Here is a 17022-nt window from a genome sequence, read left to right as displayed (position 1 = left end):
AATGCTATAGCCCTACCAAGTGAATAACTTTTTCAACCACTGCTTGGGTTGATTATCACACTGCTGTTTGAAGGTCTGATTGATATCCCAAACAGGCAAGGTAAAATCATTATCACAGTCCAAATCTAAGCCACCTTGCGTGACTGAGGTAAAACCTATCGTCCTCACTCCTTTCGGCCAGGGCAATACTAGCTTTTCTGGAATGCGATGTTGAAGGTATTCCGCGTAAACACGCAGTGCCCCACTCGACCCGGTCAGTTTGGTCGGTTTGTTATCATCCCGGCCCAGCCAAATGGTGGTGACTTCACGCCCATCAACGCCCACAAACCAGCTGTCTCTGGTATCGTTACTGGTCCCGGTTTTACCCGCGAGTGCCGCCCAACCAAATTGGCTATTTAAGTAGCGACCTGTCCCTTCCAGTACGCCGCGTTTCATCGCATAGGTGGTTAACCACGCCGCCTGCTGTTCGATGGTTTGTGACACTTTAGGTAACGATTGATAAAGCACATTTCCCTCTAAATCGATAACCGAACGCAGTGCCGACAGCTCGGCGCGTTTGCCTGAATTGGTCAACGTTTGGTACATCTGCGCCACTTGAAACGGCGTTAAGGTAAAAGAGCCCAAAAACATGGAGGGCACAGGGCGAATCTCATTTTTATCCACCCCTAGTCGTTCGAAGGTTTTCACGACATTACTAATGCCCACTTGCATACCAAGCTCAACCGTTGGCACATTGAGCGACTTGGCCAACGCGATATAAAGCGGTACGTCGCCACGAAACTGTCGGTCGTAGTTGCGAGGTGACCAAACATTGCCTTTACTGCCTTTCAGACTGATCGGTTTGTCGTGTAACGTGGTGGCAAGGTTATATTTTTCAGGCTGTTGTAATGCGGTCAGATAGACCGCGGGTTTGGCGAGCGACCCTATCTGGCGGCTGGCATTTAAGGCGCGGTTAAAACCGTCATAGCCGGTACGTTTCCCCCCCACCATCGCGCGAATTTCGCCACTGTGACGATCAACCGCCACCGCGGCTCCCTCTAGTGATTTGCCCGCTTTGGCCGCGAGTTGCGGAATTTTTGTTGCGATTGCTCGCTCCAGCTGTTGCTGAGAAACAGGGTCAAGTGACGTAAAGACACGTAGACCCGTATCAGCCTGAAAGGCTTCCCCCACCTTCTGTTTGAGTTCGATTTTTAATTGCTGGAAATAGGCGGGCTGACGACTAGCAATACGTGGACTATCTTGAATATCGAGCTCGCGACTGGCGGCCATATCAAACTGACGTGCCGTCAAAATATCTTGCTCCATCATCAGTCTGAGTACCAGATCACGGCGCTGTTTGGCTCGCTCAGGAAAACGGACCGGATTGTAATAAGAAGGCCCTTTCACCATCCCCACCAGCAATGCCAATTGGTCAATGCGCAACTCTTGAATCGGTTGACCAAAATAAAAACGCGACGCCAGACCAAAACCGTGGATCGCTTGACCACGATTCTGACCGAGATACACCTCATTGAGGTAAGCTTCTAAAATACGGTCTTTGCTGTAACGGTGATCTAAGATCAAGGCAATGTACGCTTCGCGGATTTTACGCCATAAGGTTCGATCACTCGATAAAAACAGATTCTTTGCCAGTTGTTGCGTTAAGGTACTGCCCCCTTGCACCGTACGACCTGCCTTAACATTGGCCACCATGGCGCGGGCAATGGCCATTGGAGAGACACCATCATGTTGATAGAACTGACGATCTTCAGTGACCAGCAAAGCATCGACCATCACTTCGGGGAACTGATCACGACGTAAAAACAGACGTTGTTCGTCTTGGCTTTTCTCCAGCATACCGAGCATTTTAGGTTCAACACGCAAATAGCCAAGATCGCCTGACTTTTCCAACGACTGAATACGCTCTAAACTCGACGTTGAAAAGTGCAACATCACATGACGGTCTGGCTCTGGCCCATCGCTAAACTCAAACGGACGACGAATCAACTCGATTTTGCTCGACGATGACGAATATTCACCAGGGTAACGTGGCTGGCGCACTTTGCGGTAATTGAGCACATCGAGTTCATTGCGAACTTCTTGAATGGTGATATTGTCGCCAGGGGCTAAGTTCAGAATTCGCGCATACACTACCGTAGGCAAATCGAACAGTTGCCCTTCAAAACGCTGCTTAACCACGCTATCGAGGTAAATTCCAACCACAACCAGCACGGCAAAAACCGCCAACGCTAATTTCCAGCTCACGTGCCAAATTTTCTTAACCCAACCGCGATGCGCTGGCTTTTTAGCGCCTCGACGCTTAGCCGTCGACTTACGCGGGGTTCTCTTGCTGGTCGTTTTGTTACTGCTTTTCTTGGTCATTACTTTAACTGTCGTTTTGTTTTTGTTGTCGCGATATGATTTGCCGGGTCATCTGGCCACACATGTTTCGGGTAACGCCCTTTCATCTCTTTTTGCACTTGTTGATAAGCACCTGCCCAGAAGCTGGCTAAGTCTCGAGTCACTTGCAAAGGCCTTTGCGCCGGAGAGAGTAACTCCAGAACCAAGCGTTTACGCCCTTGTGCAATTTCTGGCGAACTCTGCTCACCGAACACTTCTTGCATTCGTACCGATAGCACCGGGTCATGACCTTGTTGGTAGCGAATCTTTTTGTTGCTACCGGTGGCGACTCGATAATGGGTCGGCAACCACTCATCAATGTTTTGATTGAGCGGCCAGCCTAAATAGGCTAACAACGCGTCCTCTAGCTCAACTTTGCTCAAAGCTTTGACTGAACTCACTCCATTCAGGTATGGCTCTAGCCACTGCTCTAAATTGTTGAGTAGTGCACTGTCACTCAACTCTGGCCACTCTTGCTCTGGCAGCCACTCTTGGCCACAACGCAAACGCTCCAACAGTTCAACGCTGGCCGCTGTCCAATTTAATACCGAAAGCCCTTTGCGACGAATGAAATTAAGTAAAGCTTGCGTCATTTTTTCTCGAGGCGGCTCTGGCAAGCTCGCTCTCTCCACCACCAAACGACCGATTTTTCGCTGTTGTTCTGCGACTAAACGCCCTTTTTTTTCATCCCAATCAACCACCTCCTGATCACAAAACAGGCTAGGGAAATGGCTAGATAAGGAGTGGATATCGAGTTCAATCGCCGAAAAGATCATCGAAGAGTCAGACTGGCTGCGCATCAGATCCAACACCACTAGATAGTCGCAAGCGGCAAGTCGTTCACTGTCTTGCATTTCCGCGCCATGTCCATTGGCGAGCACAAAGCGCCCAAGTTGATTGACCCGCGCTTGCGCGATTCGATCGGGGAAGGCTAGCGCCAGTAAAGGCCCAATAATAGCCTCATCTAGATCATTCATGTCAAAGCTCTGTCCAAGACGATCGGCAAGCGCTTTTGCTCGCTGGGAAACGAGTTTTTGTTTGTGATGACGACCCTGCTTAAAACGGTGCACGCTGTGAGTGAAGTCGAGGCTATTGCGCTCGGCCTCTTCAAGCAGTGCCGCGAGTGCAATCGCGGTGGAATACGATGACTCGGCTTTGGCGAGCATGCTGGCCATCCGCGGATCTAGGCCGAGTTTTCCAGCCAATTTGCCTGCCTCGGTGAGCAAGCCCTTCTCATCCAACAGATCCAATTGTGCTAACAAGGTTTGAGCTTGGCTAACCGCACTTGGTGGTGGGATATCTAACCAGCTCAGATCGGCTGGGTTTTGTGTTCCCCAATGCGCCAACTCTAAAACTAGGTTTGATAAGTCTGAATGGAGAATTTCAGCTTGGGGAACATAAGGCTGCTGCATGAGCTGACCTTCACTGTATAAACGCAAACATAGACCAGGCTCAATCCGCCCTGCTCGACCTGCACGCTGCTCGGCAGATGACTGTGCAATGCGCACCTGCTCAAGTCGTGTCACGCCACTGCGCAAATCAAACTTGGCAACGCGCTCTAGCCCAGAGTCGACCACCAACCTGATCCCTTCAATAGTCAGTGAGGTTTCTGCAATATTGGTCGCCAACACCACTTTTCTCCTGCCCTGCTCTGCTGGCTGAATCGCTGCCTGCTGTTGAGCGAAATCAAGTTGACCGTACAAAGGACAAAGCTGAATATCGGCGGGTAAATGCTGCAGACGCTCTTCAACGCGTTTGATCGCGGCGACGCCGGGTAGAAACGCGAGCAAGGATCCTGACTCACTCGCCATCAAGGAGCTGATCTGCTTAGCCATTTGATCTTCAAGACGTTCGTTTGGTTTTGGGGGTAGATAACGATATTCCACCGGATGACTGCGCCCCTGGGATTCAATATAGGTTGCCCGGGGGAGTAGCTGGTTGAGCGCCTGGTGGTCTAAAGTCGCCGACATCACCACCAGCGTTAAATCATCTCGCAGCGCTTCCTGAATCTCCAAGCAGAAAGCCAGTGCGGTATCGGCGTGAATGCTACGCTCATGAAACTCGTCAAATATCACCAAGTCGATACCCGTTAATTCAGGGTCCGATTGAATCATGCGAGTTAACACCCCTTCCGTTACCACCTCTAACTGAGTCTCACGACTGGTTTTGTTCTCCCCACGAACCCGGTACCCCACTCGCTGGCCGACACTCTCGCCTAACTGCTGAGCAAGATATCGAGCAATATTACGTGCCGCGAGTCGTCGTGGTTCCAGCATTAGAATTTTTCCATTCACTGTATTTTGCAGCAGCAATTGCAAGGGGAAATAAGTGGATTTACCCGCGCCGGGGGCGGCTTTGAGGATCAATTGCGAGTGCGCGCGAACGCCGGAGAGGAGCTCTGGCATCACGCCTTCAATAGGCAGTTGTGACAATGGAGAAACCTTGTGGTGTAATGGTGGCAAGTATTGTACATAAAAACAGTAATGAGTCCCAAATGAAGTTCCAACCGCCTTTAGAGTCCGCCACACTCATTCAACGCTATAAACGATTTTTGGCCGACATAATCCTAATCGATGGCGAGCAACGTACCATTCATTGCGCGAACACTGGGGCCATGACCGGATGTGCTACGCCAGACGATACCGTTTGGTTCTCAACCTCGGATAACCCAAAACGTAAATACCCCAACAGCTGGGAGCTAACTGAAACCCAACAGGGGCATCGTATCTGCGTCAACACCGCGCGCGCCAATACGGTCGCATTGGAAGCGATAGAAAACGGCGTGATTACCGAGTTGCAAGGCTATGAGCAGCGACTCACAGAAGTAAAATATGGCAGTGAAAATAGTCGGATTGATATCTTGCTCAAATCACAAAATAAGCCAACATGTTATATAGAGGTAAAGAGCGTCACCCTGTTAGGTGAACAAGGACAAGGCTACTTCCCTGATGCCGTCACGACACGCGGACAAAAGCATCTAAGGGAGTTGACTGAAATGGCGCAATCTGGAAGCAGAGCGGTACTTTTATTCACTGTTTTACATTCAGGGATTGAAAAAGTCTCTCCGGCACTCCATATAGACGCAAAATATTCACAATTACTTAAAGACGCACAAGAACAAGGGGTGGAAGTCCTGTGCTACAAGGCGCAACTTTCAAGCAATGAGATAAAACTCGTCAAGTCACTCAAATTTAGTCATTAGCGACTAAAAATGATGTGACCTTCACATTGACAATAAGTTTACTGTCTAGTATTTGCCTCCAATGATTCTTTTTGCTATAGATACCCGCCTTAAAATAACTGCGAGCGCAGTTGACTAGGTGTTAGTAGGAGATGCTGCATGCCAGAATCAAAGAAAAAAGCGCTAGGCATCCTAGCCATTGCAGGGGTTGAGCCATATCAAGAGAAAGCGGGTGAAGAGTACATGTCACCTGAGCAACTGGCTCATTTTACAAAAATTCTATCGGCTTGGCGCAACCAGCTCAGGGAAGAAGTTGACCGCACTGTGCACCACATGCAGGACGAAGCAGCAAACTTTCCCGATCCCGTTGACCGTGCTTCTCAAGAGGAAGAATTTAGCTTAGAACTACGCAACCGTGATCGTGAGCGTCGTCTAATCAAGAAGATTGAAAAAACGCTAAATAAAATCGAAGAAGACGATTTTGGTTTCTGTGAATCTTGCGGTGTTGAGATTGGCATTCGTCGCCTAGAAGCTCGTCCTACTGCCGACCTTTGTATCGACTGTAAGACACTCGCTGAAATCAAAGAAAAGCAGATGCAAGGGTAATTACACCTTTGCCATAACGATTGAAGGGAGCTTTGGCTCCCTTTTTGGTTTATCACGCAACGTAAAATACTATGAGCTATATTGGTCGCTTCGCCCCTTCTCCCTCTGGTCCGCTGCATTTCGGTTCGCTCGTTGCCGCACTCGGCAGCTATTTCCAAGCCAAGTCGCATCAGGGCAAATGGTTAGTACGTATCGAAGACCTCGATCCGCCACGAGAAATGGCCGGCGCCAGCACCTTGATCTTAAAAACGTTAGAAGCGTACCATCTGTTTTGGGATGGCGAAGTGGTATACCAAAGCCAGCGCCATGCTCTGTATCAAGACCAAATCGATAATTGGTTACGTTCAAAGCAAGCCTACTACTGCCAATGCACACGAAAACAGATCAAGGCGCTCGGCGGATTTTACCGCGGCACCTGCCGTGACCTCGGGTTGACCGATGCCAATCCGTGTGCAATCAGGCTGAAAATGACCGAACCTGTCTATCAGTTTCAAGACCAGCGACATGGTACACTGACCATCCCTCAAGGATTAGCGGATGAAGATTTTATTATCAAACGTCGTGACGGCTTGTTTGCTTATAATCTCGCGGTAGTATTGGATGATATCGACCAAGGCGTCACAGAGGTAGTGCGCGGCGCAGACCTAATCGAGCCGACAGGCAGGCAAATCAGTTTGTATAAGATGCTGAAATCTAACCCAGTTAGCTACTTGCATCTACCATTAGCTCTGGATGGCACTGGTCAAAAGTTATCCAAACAGAATCATGCACCGGCGGTGGAGAATCATAACCCTAAACCAGCCCTACTCGACGCGATGCAATTCTTAGGGTTTGATATTGATAAAGAAATTAGCCAGTTATCGGTACCAGAACTGGTTCAATGGGGAGTCGAACATTGGCACCTTTCTCAGTTGCCGGATGCTACTGAAATCACACCAATATTCTCAAACCGCTCGCCGTAAGCTATCATTAGCCGCAAATTCGCCCCGAATGGGCCTAAACATTTTAACTAGAGCAAGGTTGGCTCAACCAACTGTTGCCAGATGCACATGAATAGAATCGACGATACAGCAAGCGAGCCAAAAATGTTTCCCGAACTCGCTTTGAATATTATTACTCGCCAAGAGCACAACATCTCGCGCAAACAGATCAGTGATAATGCATTGAAGGTGCTATACCGTCTTCATGGTGCAGGCTTTGATGCCTATCTTGTCGGCGGTGGGGTGCGTGACCTACTGCTCGGCCAACAACCGAAAGATTTCGATATTGCCACCAACGCCACACCAGAACAGATCCGTCAGTTATTTAAAAACTGTCGTCTGATTGGTCGCCGTTTCCGCCTCGCGCATATTATGTTTGGCCGCGATATCATCGAAGTGGCCACCTTCCGAGGCCATCACCAAGAGCCAAGCAAGAACGTGGCTCAGCAGTCGAAAGAAGGCATGCTACTGCGTGATAATGTCTATGGCACTATTGATGAAGACGCCGAACGCCGTGACTTCACCGTTAACGCAATGTATTACAATATCGGCGACTACTCCATCCACGACTACGCTCGCGGCATTGAAGACTTAGAAGATAAGCTGATTCGTTTCATCGGCGATCCTGAAACGCGTTACCGCGAAGATCCTGTACGCATGTTACGGGCGATTCGTTTTGCGGTGAAACTTGATTTCGATATTGAAGAAGATACCGCCGCGCCGATCGAAGAACTCGCAACCCTATTGCAAGATATTCCCGCGGCCCGCCTGTATGAAGAGTCATTGAAGATGCTTCAATCAGGCTATGGTTTAGAAACCTATCATTTAATGCGCGAATACAACTTATTCCAGCAGTTATTCCCAACCATCGCGGAACACTTTACTGAAGACTACTCTTCACCCACTGAGCAGATGCTGGACTTGGTACTCGACTCCACAGACCAGCGCATCGAAGAAGGCAAGCGTATAAATCCTGCCTTCATGTTTGCTGCTATGTTGTGGTACCCGCTGCAAGAGCGCGCAAAACAACTGATGGAAAAGCGCAAGCTCTCTTATTACGATGCGATTATGGAAGCGAGCAACTACGTACTGGATGAGCAGGTGCGCACCATAGCGATTCCTCGTCGCCATACCGCAACCATTCGTGAGATTTGGCAACTGCAGTTGCGCCTACCACGTCGCAGCGGCAAACGCGCTTTCCGCTTAATGGAGCTGAACAAGTTCCGCGCGGGTTTTGACTTCCTTGAAATGCGTGGTGAGATTGAGCAGGGCGACACCCAACTGCTGGCGAAATGGTGGCAAACGTTCCAAAATGCCGGACGCAATATGCGCCAAGCGATGGTGGCAGATCTCGACGCAAGTAGTGAAGGTCAACCTAGGCAGCGCCGCCGCAAAAGCAGCCGTAAGAAGAAGCCTAAGGCCTCATCATGATGCGTGTATTTATTGCTGTGGGCAGCAATCTAAGCTCGCCCGTCGCACAAGCAAACGCGGCTATCGATGCGCTAAAAGCCTTGCCCAAATCCGAGTTTGTTGGCGCCTCATCGCTCTACAGCAGCACACCGATGGGGCCACAAGATCAACCCGATTATATTAACGCCGTGGTTGAACTCGAGACAGAATTAACGCCACTTGAACTACTCGATTGCACTCAAGCCATTGAGCTAGAGCAAGGGCGCGTCCGTAAGGAAGAGCGTTGGGGCCCAAGAACCCTAGATCTCGATATCCTTCTTTATGGCAATGAGGTGATGGATTCCGAGCGACTGACCGTTCCCCATTATGGAATGAAAGAGCGCGAATTTGTGCTCTACCCGCTTGCTGAGATCGCACCAAATTTAACCCTCCCATGTGGGACCAGACTAGAAGACTTACTCAAAGTCGTCGAACAAAACGGTCTGCGTATTTGGCAATCATAGCCAACTCCTGTAAGGATAAATCATGAAAAAAATTACCATCAATGACCTAATGACTTGGAAGCAAGAAGGTCGTAAATTTGCGACTTCAACCGCTTATGACGCGAGTTTCGCTCAGTTATTTGAAAGCCAAGAAATGCCAGTTCTGCTTGTCGGCGACTCGCTGGGTATGGTGTTGCAAGGTACTCGTGACACACTACCCGTGACCGTTGACGATATCGCCTATCACACCCGTTGTGTTCGCGCGGGTAGCCCAAACTGCTTATTGATGGCCGATATGCCATTCATGAGTTACGCCACACCCGAGCAAGCGTGTGAAAATGCCGCAACGCTGATGCGCGCAGGGGCGAACATGGTGAAAATTGAAGGTGGCGATTGGTTAGTCGACACAGTGAAGATGTTAACAGAACGTGCAGTTCCTGTTTGTGCTCACCTAGGACTCACTCCACAATCAGTGAATATCTTTGGCGGCTTTAAAGTTCAAGGGCGCGAACAAGATAAAGCCGATCGTATGGTACGTGATGCTCTCGCACTGCAAGAAGCGGGCGCGCAAATCATCTTGCTCGAATGTGTCCCTAAAGAACTCGCGGCACGTATTACTGAGGTGTGTGATGTGCCTGTTATCGGTATCGGCGCGGGTAATGTCACTGACGGACAAATCTTAGTGATGCACGATATGTTTGGCATTGCTGCCAACTACATGCCAAGGTTTTCGAAAAACTTCTTGGCCGAAACGGGTGATATGCGTCAAGCCGTCGCTAAGTACAAGCAAGACGTTGAAAGTGGTGCATTCCCTGATGACGCTCATACCATCGCTTAAGGATCACTGCCATGCAAACTTTTGCTGAAATTGCCGCACTGCGCGAGCAAATCAAACAGTATAAACGCGAAGGACGCAGTATCGCTTTTGTGCCCACTATGGGTAATTTGCACGAAGGTCACCTCACCTTAGTACGCAAAGCCCGTGAACACGCAGACATCGTGGTGGTGAGCATTTTTGTAAACCCGATGCAGTTTGACCGCACCGATGATCTCAACAACTACCCTCGCACGCTTGAAGACGACCTCAGTAAACTGAGCAGTGAGGCGGTAGAGCTAGTCTTTACGCCAACTCCAGAGATCATTTATCCACAAGGTGTGGAAAACCAAACCTCGGTGGACGTCCCTGGGTTATCAAGCATGTTGGAAGGCGCTTCAAGGCCTGGTCATTTCCGCGGTGTCGCCACCGTGGTGACAAAACTGTTCAACATAGTGCAGCCTGATATCGCCTGTTTTGGAGAAAAGGACTTCCAACAATTGGCCGTCATTCGCAAGATGGTGGAAGACTTGGCGATGGACATCGAAATCATAGGAGTGGCTACAGTACGTGAAATGGATGGACTCGCGATGAGCTCACGTAATGGTCTGCTGACACTCGACGAACGCCAACGTGCGCCGGTTCTAGCACGCACCATGCGCTGGATCAGCAGCACGATACGCGGCGGTCGTGATGACTATGCTTCGATTATTGAGGATGCCAGCGACCAACTGCGTGCAGCGGGGTTGCATCCTGATGAAATCTTTATCCGCGATGCTCGCACACTACACGCGATCACCGCCGAAACCACTCAAGCGGTCATCTTGATGTCTGCGTTTTTGGGCAAGGCGCGTCTGATTGACAACCAGGTGGTCGATTTAGTGGTCGAAAACAAAGATGACGAACCTCATTCCACGCCGTCAGAAAGCGCGGAATAAGGTCGACACACAAAAAAGGCTTGGTGCAATACACCAAGCCTTTTTATTGATAGCAAGAGTAAAACGATTAGCTTCTTAGACCAATCCCTTTCGTCACCAAGTAATGGGCAACGGCATAAAGCGCGATAACAAATATGCTCAGCACGCCAAACGAAGTCACAATCCCCACATCCGATACGCCCAAGAAACCATAGCGGAATGCATTGACCATATAGACAATCGGGTTGATTTTCGACACTCCTTGCCAAAACTCTGGCAGCAGACTGATCGAGTAGAATACGCCACCCAAATAAGTCAGTGGGGTTAACACGAAAGTCGGAATAATCGAGATATCGTCAAAGGTTTTGGCGTAAACCGCATTGATCAAACCGCCTAGGGCAAAGACAACCGACGTCATAAAGACAGTGGCGACAATGATTCCCCAGTGTTCAACCTGTAGATCGACAAACAGCAATGAAACACAAGTTACAATCGCGCCGACCAATAAGCCACGCGTCACTCCCCCCATCACATAGCCCGCAATAATCACGTAGTTAGGCACGGGCGCAACCAGTAGCTCTTCAATGTTCTTTTGTAGCTTGGCACTGAAAAACGAGGACGCGACATTCGAATAGGAGTTGGTGATCACCGACATCATAATCAACCCCGGCACAATATACTCCATGTAGCTAAAACCGTTCATCTGACCGATGCGCGATCCAATCAGGTTGCCAAAGATGATGAAGTAAAGCGTCATGGTGATCGCTGGCGGCACCAAAGTTTGCACCCAAATTCGGGTAAAGCGATTGATCTCTTTACCTAGCAGGCTGCGAAACGCAACCCAATAGAGACGATACATATTATTTATCCCCTTCACGAACAATACTGACAAACAACTCTTCAAGGCGGTTGGCTTTATTGCGCATCGATAGCACCTTGATGCCTTGCGCAGACAACTGGGCAAAAATATCGTTCAGCCCTTGGGTTTTCTCAATCTCGATTTCAAGCGATCCCGCAACCAATTGCTGTTTGATTACACCATCAAGCTTGGGCTCTGGCGCCCCTTCTTCTAAATCGAGAATAAAGGTTTCGACTTGCAGCTTACTCAGTAGGCTCTTCATCGTGGTGTTTTCGATCAGCTCACCTTTATTGATAATGCCGATATTGCGACACAACATTTCCGCTTCTTCAAGATAATGGGTGGTGAGAATAATCGTGATGCCTAACTCAGAGTTAATCTCTTTGAGAAACGCCCACATTGAGCGGCGCAACTCGATATCGACCCCAGCCGTCGGCTCATCCAGGATCAGCAATTGTGGTTCATGCATGAGTGCACGAGCAATCATCAAACGACGCTTCATACCACCCGACAGATTGCGCGAACGTTCATCACGCTTTTGCCACAGATCGAGCTTAGTTAAGTACTTTTTCGCTCGCTCTTTCGCAACGGCTTTCGGCACGCCATAATAGCCCGCTTGCTGTAAAACGATTTGCTCCACAGTCTCAAACTGATTGAAGTTAAACTCTTGCGGGACCAACCCTAAATTTTGCTTGGCGAGTTCAAGGTCGCTATCGATGTCATAGCCAAATACTTTCACTTTCCCCGAGGTCTTGTTGACCAGTGATGAAATCACACCGATCGTGGTCGACTTACCGGCACCATTAGGGCCAAGTAGAGCATAAAAGTCCCCTTTCTCCACATTGAGGCTGATCCCCTTCAACGCTTCAAAGCCACCTGCATAGGTTTTTCTCAGCTGTTCAATTTCTAACGCATACATAGATTCTTGCCATTGATCCCACTAAAACGCTGTTCAGTTTATCGTTGAGAAACGATGATTACAATTAAACCTTTCGAATATTTTGGAAATAATAAATGCCGTTATTGAGCAAACAAAAAAAGCGCCTTGATCTGACCAACCAAAGCGCTTTTGTACCTTATCTGAGGTTAAATCACATAAGTCTACTGCTCATCACCATTAACGTGTTTGACTGCCGCATTCAGAGCTTCGTAGCGGAACTTAAAGCAATTGTGTTCTGCGATAAGGTCAAGCACGTGGAACTTCTCTAATTGCTGACGCGTTTTCTCATTGGGACACAACAGGTAAACCTGACACTGGGCGTCTAGGGCATCTTTAATCGCGTTCTCGAGAGCAAGGCCGACGGTCACATCGATCATTGGTACATCAGTTAGATCAAGGATCATCACCTCGTAGTCGGAGATCGTGGTGTGTTGGCGTGAAATCGCTTTCGATACACTGAAGATCATCGGCCCAGAAAGATAGAAAAATAGGACTTTGCCATTAGCTTTATCGAGCAAACCACGTTCGCTGTCTGTCAGGGGGACATCGTTGTCATCAGCATCACTGATCGCCTTAACTTGGCGGGCTTGCTCGCGGCTCAGGCGCTCAATGATGATGATGTTAGAGATGAACACCCCAAGTCCCACTGCGGCAATCAAGTCAACAAACACGGTCAGTAACATTACGCCGTACATGATTGCCATACCAGAAAAGCTGACACGATGGGCGCGCTGGATAAAGCTCCAGTCAAGAATGTTAAAGCCGACATACACGGCGATACCCGCCAAGACTGCCATCGGAATTGGCTCAGTCAGCCCTCCCGCGACCAATACCACCAAAGCAAGCATCAATGCGCGAATGACGCCGGAGAGTGGTGAGCGTGCACCGACTTGAATGTTGGTCACAGTGCCCATGGTTGCCCCGGCTCCGGGTAGCGCGCCAAATAGACCTGAAATCATGTTGGCTAACCCTTGACCACGCAGTTCTTTATCTGAGTCGTGCTCTTTACGCGTTAGCGAATCACCAATCACAGCGGTAAGTAAGGTATCGATACAGCCTAACGTGCCCAATACCAAGGAATCTATTACCATTTCAGTAAAAACCGCACTTTCAAAGTGTGGGATCACGAATGAAGGTAAACCAGCAGGGATCTCACCAATTCGACGAATCGCGTCAGTCTCGAACAGCATCATCGACAATAACGTTACCGTAACCAACGCAACTAATTGGGCAGGAACATATTTGCGGTATGTCTTGGGGAAGAAGAACAGGATTCCCAGAGTCAGCAAACCCAGAAACAGCTCACTAAACTTCATATTACTGATGATGTCAGGTATGGCCGACAAGGTTCCGGTCACACCACCGGGAGGCGCGGCTTGGCCTAATAAGGGGGAAATCTGAAGGATAATTAGAATAACACCAATCCCCGACATAAAGCCTGAAACTACGCTATACGGCATTAAGGTGACATACTTACCCAGCTTGAGTGTCCCGAGTAAAATCTGGAAGGCGCCGGCCATCATCACCACGGTAAAGGTCATGGCCATGCCTGTTTCGGGATACTTAGCCATCATCCCCGTCAACACTGCGGTCATGATCACCGTCATCGGACCGGTGGGCTCTGATATCAAAGTATTCGAGCCACCAAATAGCGCGGCAAACAAGCCGACCATAATCGCGCCCCATAGACCGGCTTCAGCGCCCGCCCCCGAAGCGACACCAAAAGCTAACGCAAGGGGTAACGAAATAATCGCTGTGGTGACACCACCAAACGCATCTCCTTTCAGATTGACATCTGCAAAACGACTCGCAAACACGACTGTACTCCATTTCATGTTTTGTCCCAACACGTAATCATCAGTGAAAACTGTACACCCACCACCGATACGCATAGAGACAAAACCAACATCTTGGATTATGGGTTGTTCTCTCTGCCATGATGGAGGAAAATAACCCTAAAGTTTGTAGGCAAAATGACAAAAATGTAATCAAATTGCTGCTAAATATCGCTAAATTACCTAGCTTATCAAATGTTACTCGTTGGCGATAAGGGTTAAACCCATTTCATCTATGCCCGATATAACCAATAGTTAGGATAGCAGCTAAGTTTATGATTTTTCATCCTCAAACACGTCAGATGAGTACCTGTTTGACCACTTTTAGCAGGAAGGAAATTGTAACATTGTGTATAGTGGTGCAAGGATTTTTTAAGGGTTACTACTAAGATGCCGGAAATAAAACAGCTGTTTGAGAATAACTCTAAGTGGTCTCAATCCATTACTGCGGATCGTCCTGAATATTTTACCAAGTTAGAAGAGGGACAAAGCCCTGAATTTTTATGGATTGGCTGTTCAGATAGCCGTGTTCCCGCTGAGCGACTGACTGGACTCTATTCGGGCGAACTGTTTGTACATCGCAACGTGGCTAACCAAGTGATTCATACCGATTTGAACTGCTTATCGGTAGTTCAATACGCCGTCGATGTGCTTAAGGTAAAACATGTGATCGTCTGTGGCCATTACGGCTGTGGTGGTGTGAATGCCGCTATTGATAATCCGCAACTAGGTTTAATCAATAATTGGCTGCTGCACATTCGTGATATTTACTTCAAGCATAGAGATTACCTCGACCAAATGACGGCCCAAGATCGCGCCGACAAGTTGGGCGAAATCAATGTGGCGGAGCAAGTTTATAATCTGGGTAATTCCACCATAATGCAAAACGCTTGGGAGCGTGGCCAAGACGTCGAGATCCACGGCGTCGTTTATGGAATCGCAGATGGCAAGTTACAGTACTTAGGTGTGCGATCCAACTCTAGAGCCTCGGTCGAGACTTCCTACCATAAAGCAATGGAGACGATTCTCAATCGTCAACACAAGTTGCTTTGTCGCTAACTCGTGATATAAAAAACGCCCGCTTTTGCGGGCGTTGTGGCTTCTTTGTAGCGCGAATTACTCTTGCGGGACGACTTTACCGATAAAAGGTAAGTGACGATATTTTTGCGCATAGTCGATACCCACACCGACCACGAACTCGTCTGGAATTTCAAAACCAATCCACTCTACTGGTACCTGGACTTCGCGACGGGTTGGTTTATCCAGCAAGGTACAAATCGCGATCGATTTAGGCTCACGTAATGAGAGGATCTCTTTGATCTTGTTGAGTGTGTTACCTGTATCGATAATATCTTCGACAATCAGAACGTCTTTGCCTTTAATGTCATCGTCCAAGTCTTTCAAGATACGTACATCACGCGAACTTTCCATCGTATTGCCGTAGCTAGATGCGGTCATAAAGTCCACCTGATGAGTCAGCTCGATATTACGTGCTAAATCGGCCATAAAAACGAATGAGCCACGTAACAAGCCCACTAAGACTAGGTCTTCACTGCCTTGATAGTGTTGAGTGATTTGTTTGCCTAATTCACGTACTCGATCCTGAACTTCTTGCTCAGAAATCATGACTTCTACTGTATGTTTCATACTGATCTCATTTTCTGCGTTGGCCGTATTGAGCTTTTAGGTAACTACTCAACACCTGTCTGATATTTGAGGCGCACAGTCTACCATCCCACAGCGTTGAGAAAAACGTTTGCCTAAAAATAATCCGAATTGAAGGGCGCAAAAGATCGCTTAGTTTCATACCATATTAACAATTCTGATTATAAAATAGCCGTAAAGCGTTGACCTTCTTGATATGCACCATTACACTCATAGAGCGTCAAGCAATTTATAAAATACTAATTAGGGCAAAGCCCAATAAATACAAACAACTCAATTGGCAAGGAAATTAACTATGGACTCTATAGCGAAAAGACCGCGCACGCGTCTATCTCCGCAAAAACGTAAGCAACAGCTGATGGACATCTCTTTAGAGGTGTTCGCTCGTCGTGGCATCGGACGTGGTGGACACGCTGATATCGCAGAAATTGCACAAGTTTCTGTGGCAACGGTGTTTAACTACTTCCCCACTCGTGAAGATTTGGTTGATGAAGTACTTAACTATGTCGTACGTCAGTTTTCAAACTTTCTCTCTGACACTATCGACCTCGACCTTCACGCGAAAGATAACCTGAAAAATCTCACATCAGCGATGGTAGAACTGGTTCTCAACGACTGTCATTGGCTTAAAGTGTGGTTCGAATGGAGTGCATCAACTCGTGACGAAGTGTGGCCGCTGTTTGTTTCAACCAACCGTACAAATCAGTTGTTAGTGCAAAATATGTTCGCCAAGGCAATGGAACGTGGTGAAGTGTGCGATCAACATGATCCTGCTGAACTTGCGACCTTGTTCCACGGTATCTTCTACTCATTGTTCATCCAAGCGACTCGAACTCAAGATGAGCTGATGATGCAGCGACTGACCGCTAACCATCTTGATATGCTGTGCATCTATAAGCACGCAGCAAATAATAGCCAATAACAGTTTGAGCTAAGATCTGAGCCCTCTGGAGA

General features: G+C 48.3%; 15 protein-coding genes. 9 read left to right on the top strand and 6 right to left on the bottom strand.

Features of this window, described 5'->3' with window-relative positions:
- Window positions 1-12: 12 nt before the first annotated feature.
- Together mrcB and hrpB are read right to left on the bottom strand one after the other, a co-directional pair.
- Entirely contained in the window at window positions 13-2361 is a 2349-nt protein-coding gene (gene mrcB, locus FCU94_RS02130) for a penicillin-binding protein 1B (RefSeq protein ID WP_176286910.1), read from the bottom strand.
- Entirely contained in the window at window positions 2361-4811 is a 2451-nt protein-coding gene (gene hrpB / locus FCU94_RS02125; RefSeq protein ID WP_176286909.1) for an ATP-dependent helicase HrpB, read from the bottom strand. The genes mrcB and hrpB overlap by 1 nt, the downstream gene beginning before the upstream one ends.
- A 62-nt stretch (window positions 4812-4873) precedes the next feature.
- Here hrpB and sfsA point away from each other — a divergent pair, with 62 nt between their 5' ends.
- The 7 genes from sfsA (at window position 4874) to panC (ending at window position 10790) form a co-directional block, all read left to right on the top strand.
- A complete protein-coding gene (gene sfsA, locus FCU94_RS02120) occupies window positions 4874-5581 on the top strand; it encodes a DNA/RNA nuclease SfsA (protein ID WP_176286908.1) in 708 nt (235 codons plus the stop codon).
- Between the two features lie 138 nt (window positions 5582-5719).
- Window positions 5720-6166, top strand: coding sequence for an RNA polymerase-binding protein DksA (gene dksA / locus FCU94_RS02115; RefSeq protein ID WP_176286907.1), 447 nt, complete (start codon window positions 5720-5722; stop codon window positions 6164-6166).
- 71 nt (window positions 6167-6237) lie between these two features.
- Window positions 6238-7128, top strand: a complete 891-nt coding sequence (gene gluQRS / locus FCU94_RS02110; protein ID WP_176286906.1) for a tRNA glutamyl-Q(34) synthetase GluQRS — start codon at window positions 6238-6240, stop codon at window positions 7126-7128.
- A gap of 81 nt (window positions 7129-7209) precedes the next feature.
- Window positions 7210-8577: a polynucleotide adenylyltransferase PcnB gene (gene pcnB / locus FCU94_RS02105; RefSeq protein ID WP_176286905.1), complete on the top strand. Its 1368-nt coding sequence runs from the start codon at window positions 7210-7212 to the stop codon at window positions 8575-8577.
- On the top strand, window positions 8574-9059 hold the full coding sequence (folK, locus tag FCU94_RS02100; protein ID WP_176286904.1) for a 2-amino-4-hydroxy-6-hydroxymethyldihydropteridine diphosphokinase: 486 nt from the start codon (window positions 8574-8576) through the stop codon (window positions 9057-9059). The genes pcnB and folK overlap by 4 nt, the downstream gene beginning before the upstream one ends.
- 22 nt (window positions 9060-9081) lie before the next feature.
- Window positions 9082-9876 carry a 3-methyl-2-oxobutanoate hydroxymethyltransferase gene (gene panB, locus FCU94_RS02095; RefSeq protein WP_176286903.1) on the top strand — a complete coding sequence of 265 codons (795 nt, stop codon included), beginning with the start codon at window positions 9082-9084 and terminating at the stop codon, window positions 9874-9876.
- Between the two features lie 11 nt (window positions 9877-9887).
- A complete protein-coding gene (gene panC, locus FCU94_RS02090; protein WP_176286902.1) occupies window positions 9888-10790 on the top strand; it encodes a pantoate--beta-alanine ligase in 903 nt (300 codons plus the stop codon).
- A 67-nt stretch (window positions 10791-10857) separates the two neighbouring features.
- Here the strand turns inward: panC and FCU94_RS02085 are convergent, their stop codons facing one another.
- From FCU94_RS02085 to FCU94_RS02075, 3 genes are all read right to left on the bottom strand, one after another.
- A complete protein-coding gene (locus FCU94_RS02085; RefSeq protein WP_176286901.1) occupies window positions 10858-11628 on the bottom strand; it encodes an ABC transporter permease in 771 nt (256 codons plus the stop codon).
- A gap of 1 nt (window position 11629) precedes the next feature.
- A complete protein-coding gene (locus tag FCU94_RS02080; RefSeq protein WP_176286900.1) occupies window positions 11630-12547 on the bottom strand; it encodes an ABC transporter ATP-binding protein in 918 nt (305 codons plus the stop codon).
- A gap of 182 nt (window positions 12548-12729) precedes the next feature.
- Entirely contained in the window at window positions 12730-14385 is a 1656-nt protein-coding gene (locus tag FCU94_RS02075) for a SulP family inorganic anion transporter (protein ID WP_176286995.1), read from the bottom strand.
- A gap of 408 nt (window positions 14386-14793) precedes the next feature.
- On the opposite strand from FCU94_RS02075, the gene can reads away from it, so the two are divergent.
- Window positions 14794-15462 (top strand): carbonate dehydratase, encoded by a 669-nt coding sequence (gene can / locus FCU94_RS02070; protein ID WP_176286899.1) that lies wholly within the window; start codon window positions 14794-14796, stop codon window positions 15460-15462.
- A 57-nt stretch (window positions 15463-15519) separates the two neighbouring features.
- On the opposite strand, the gene hpt is transcribed toward can, so the two are convergent.
- Window positions 15520-16050: a hypoxanthine phosphoribosyltransferase gene (gene hpt, locus FCU94_RS02065; protein WP_176286898.1), complete on the bottom strand. Its 531-nt coding sequence runs from the start codon at window positions 16048-16050 to the stop codon at window positions 15520-15522.
- Between the two features lie 313 nt (window positions 16051-16363).
- Between hpt and FCU94_RS02060 the strand changes: the two genes are divergently transcribed.
- Window positions 16364-16990, top strand: coding sequence for a LuxR/HapR/OpaR family quorum-sensing transcriptional regulator (locus FCU94_RS02060; protein WP_176286897.1), 627 nt, complete (start codon window positions 16364-16366; stop codon window positions 16988-16990).
- Window positions 16991-17022 lie beyond the last annotated feature (32 nt).

It is taken from the genome of Vibrio sp. JPW-9-11-11, from assembly GCF_013369335.1.
Classification (GTDB): Bacteria; Pseudomonadota; Gammaproteobacteria; order Enterobacterales; family Vibrionaceae; genus Vibrio.
Note: the sequence above shows the minus strand (reverse complement) of the source record. Positions and strands in the feature narration are given on the sequence as shown.

Excerpts from the sequence above, each read along its gene's own strand:
- mrcB (WP_176286910.1), bottom strand. The coding sequence starts at position 2,361 with ATGACCAAGAAAAGCAGTAACAAAACGACCAGCAAGAGAACCCCGCGT.
- sfsA (WP_176286908.1), top strand. The coding sequence starts at position 4,874 with ATGAAGTTCCAACCGCCTTTAGAGTCCGCCACACTCATTCAACGCTAT.
- dksA (WP_176286907.1), top strand. The coding sequence starts at position 5,720 with ATGCCAGAATCAAAGAAAAAAGCGCTAGGCATCCTAGCCATTGCAGGG.
- gluQRS (WP_176286906.1), top strand. The coding sequence starts at position 6,238 with ATGAGCTATATTGGTCGCTTCGCCCCTTCTCCCTCTGGTCCGCTGCAT.
- pcnB (WP_176286905.1), top strand. The coding sequence starts at position 7,210 with ATGCACATGAATAGAATCGACGATACAGCAAGCGAGCCAAAAATGTTT.
- folK (WP_176286904.1), top strand. The coding sequence starts at position 8,574 with ATGATGCGTGTATTTATTGCTGTGGGCAGCAATCTAAGCTCGCCCGTC.
- panB (WP_176286903.1), top strand. The coding sequence starts at position 9,082 with ATGAAAAAAATTACCATCAATGACCTAATGACTTGGAAGCAAGAAGGT.
- panC (WP_176286902.1), top strand. The coding sequence starts at position 9,888 with ATGCAAACTTTTGCTGAAATTGCCGCACTGCGCGAGCAAATCAAACAG.
- FCU94_RS02085 (WP_176286901.1), bottom strand. The coding sequence starts at position 11,628 with ATGTATCGTCTCTATTGGGTTGCGTTTCGCAGCCTGCTAGGTAAAGAG.
- FCU94_RS02080 (WP_176286900.1), bottom strand. The coding sequence starts at position 12,547 with ATGTATGCGTTAGAAATTGAACAGCTGAGAAAAACCTATGCAGGTGGC.
- can (WP_176286899.1), top strand. The coding sequence starts at position 14,794 with ATGCCGGAAATAAAACAGCTGTTTGAGAATAACTCTAAGTGGTCTCAA.
- hpt (WP_176286898.1), bottom strand. The coding sequence starts at position 16,050 with ATGAAACATACAGTAGAAGTCATGATTTCTGAGCAAGAAGTTCAGGAT.
- FCU94_RS02060 (WP_176286897.1), top strand. The coding sequence starts at position 16,364 with ATGGACTCTATAGCGAAAAGACCGCGCACGCGTCTATCTCCGCAAAAA.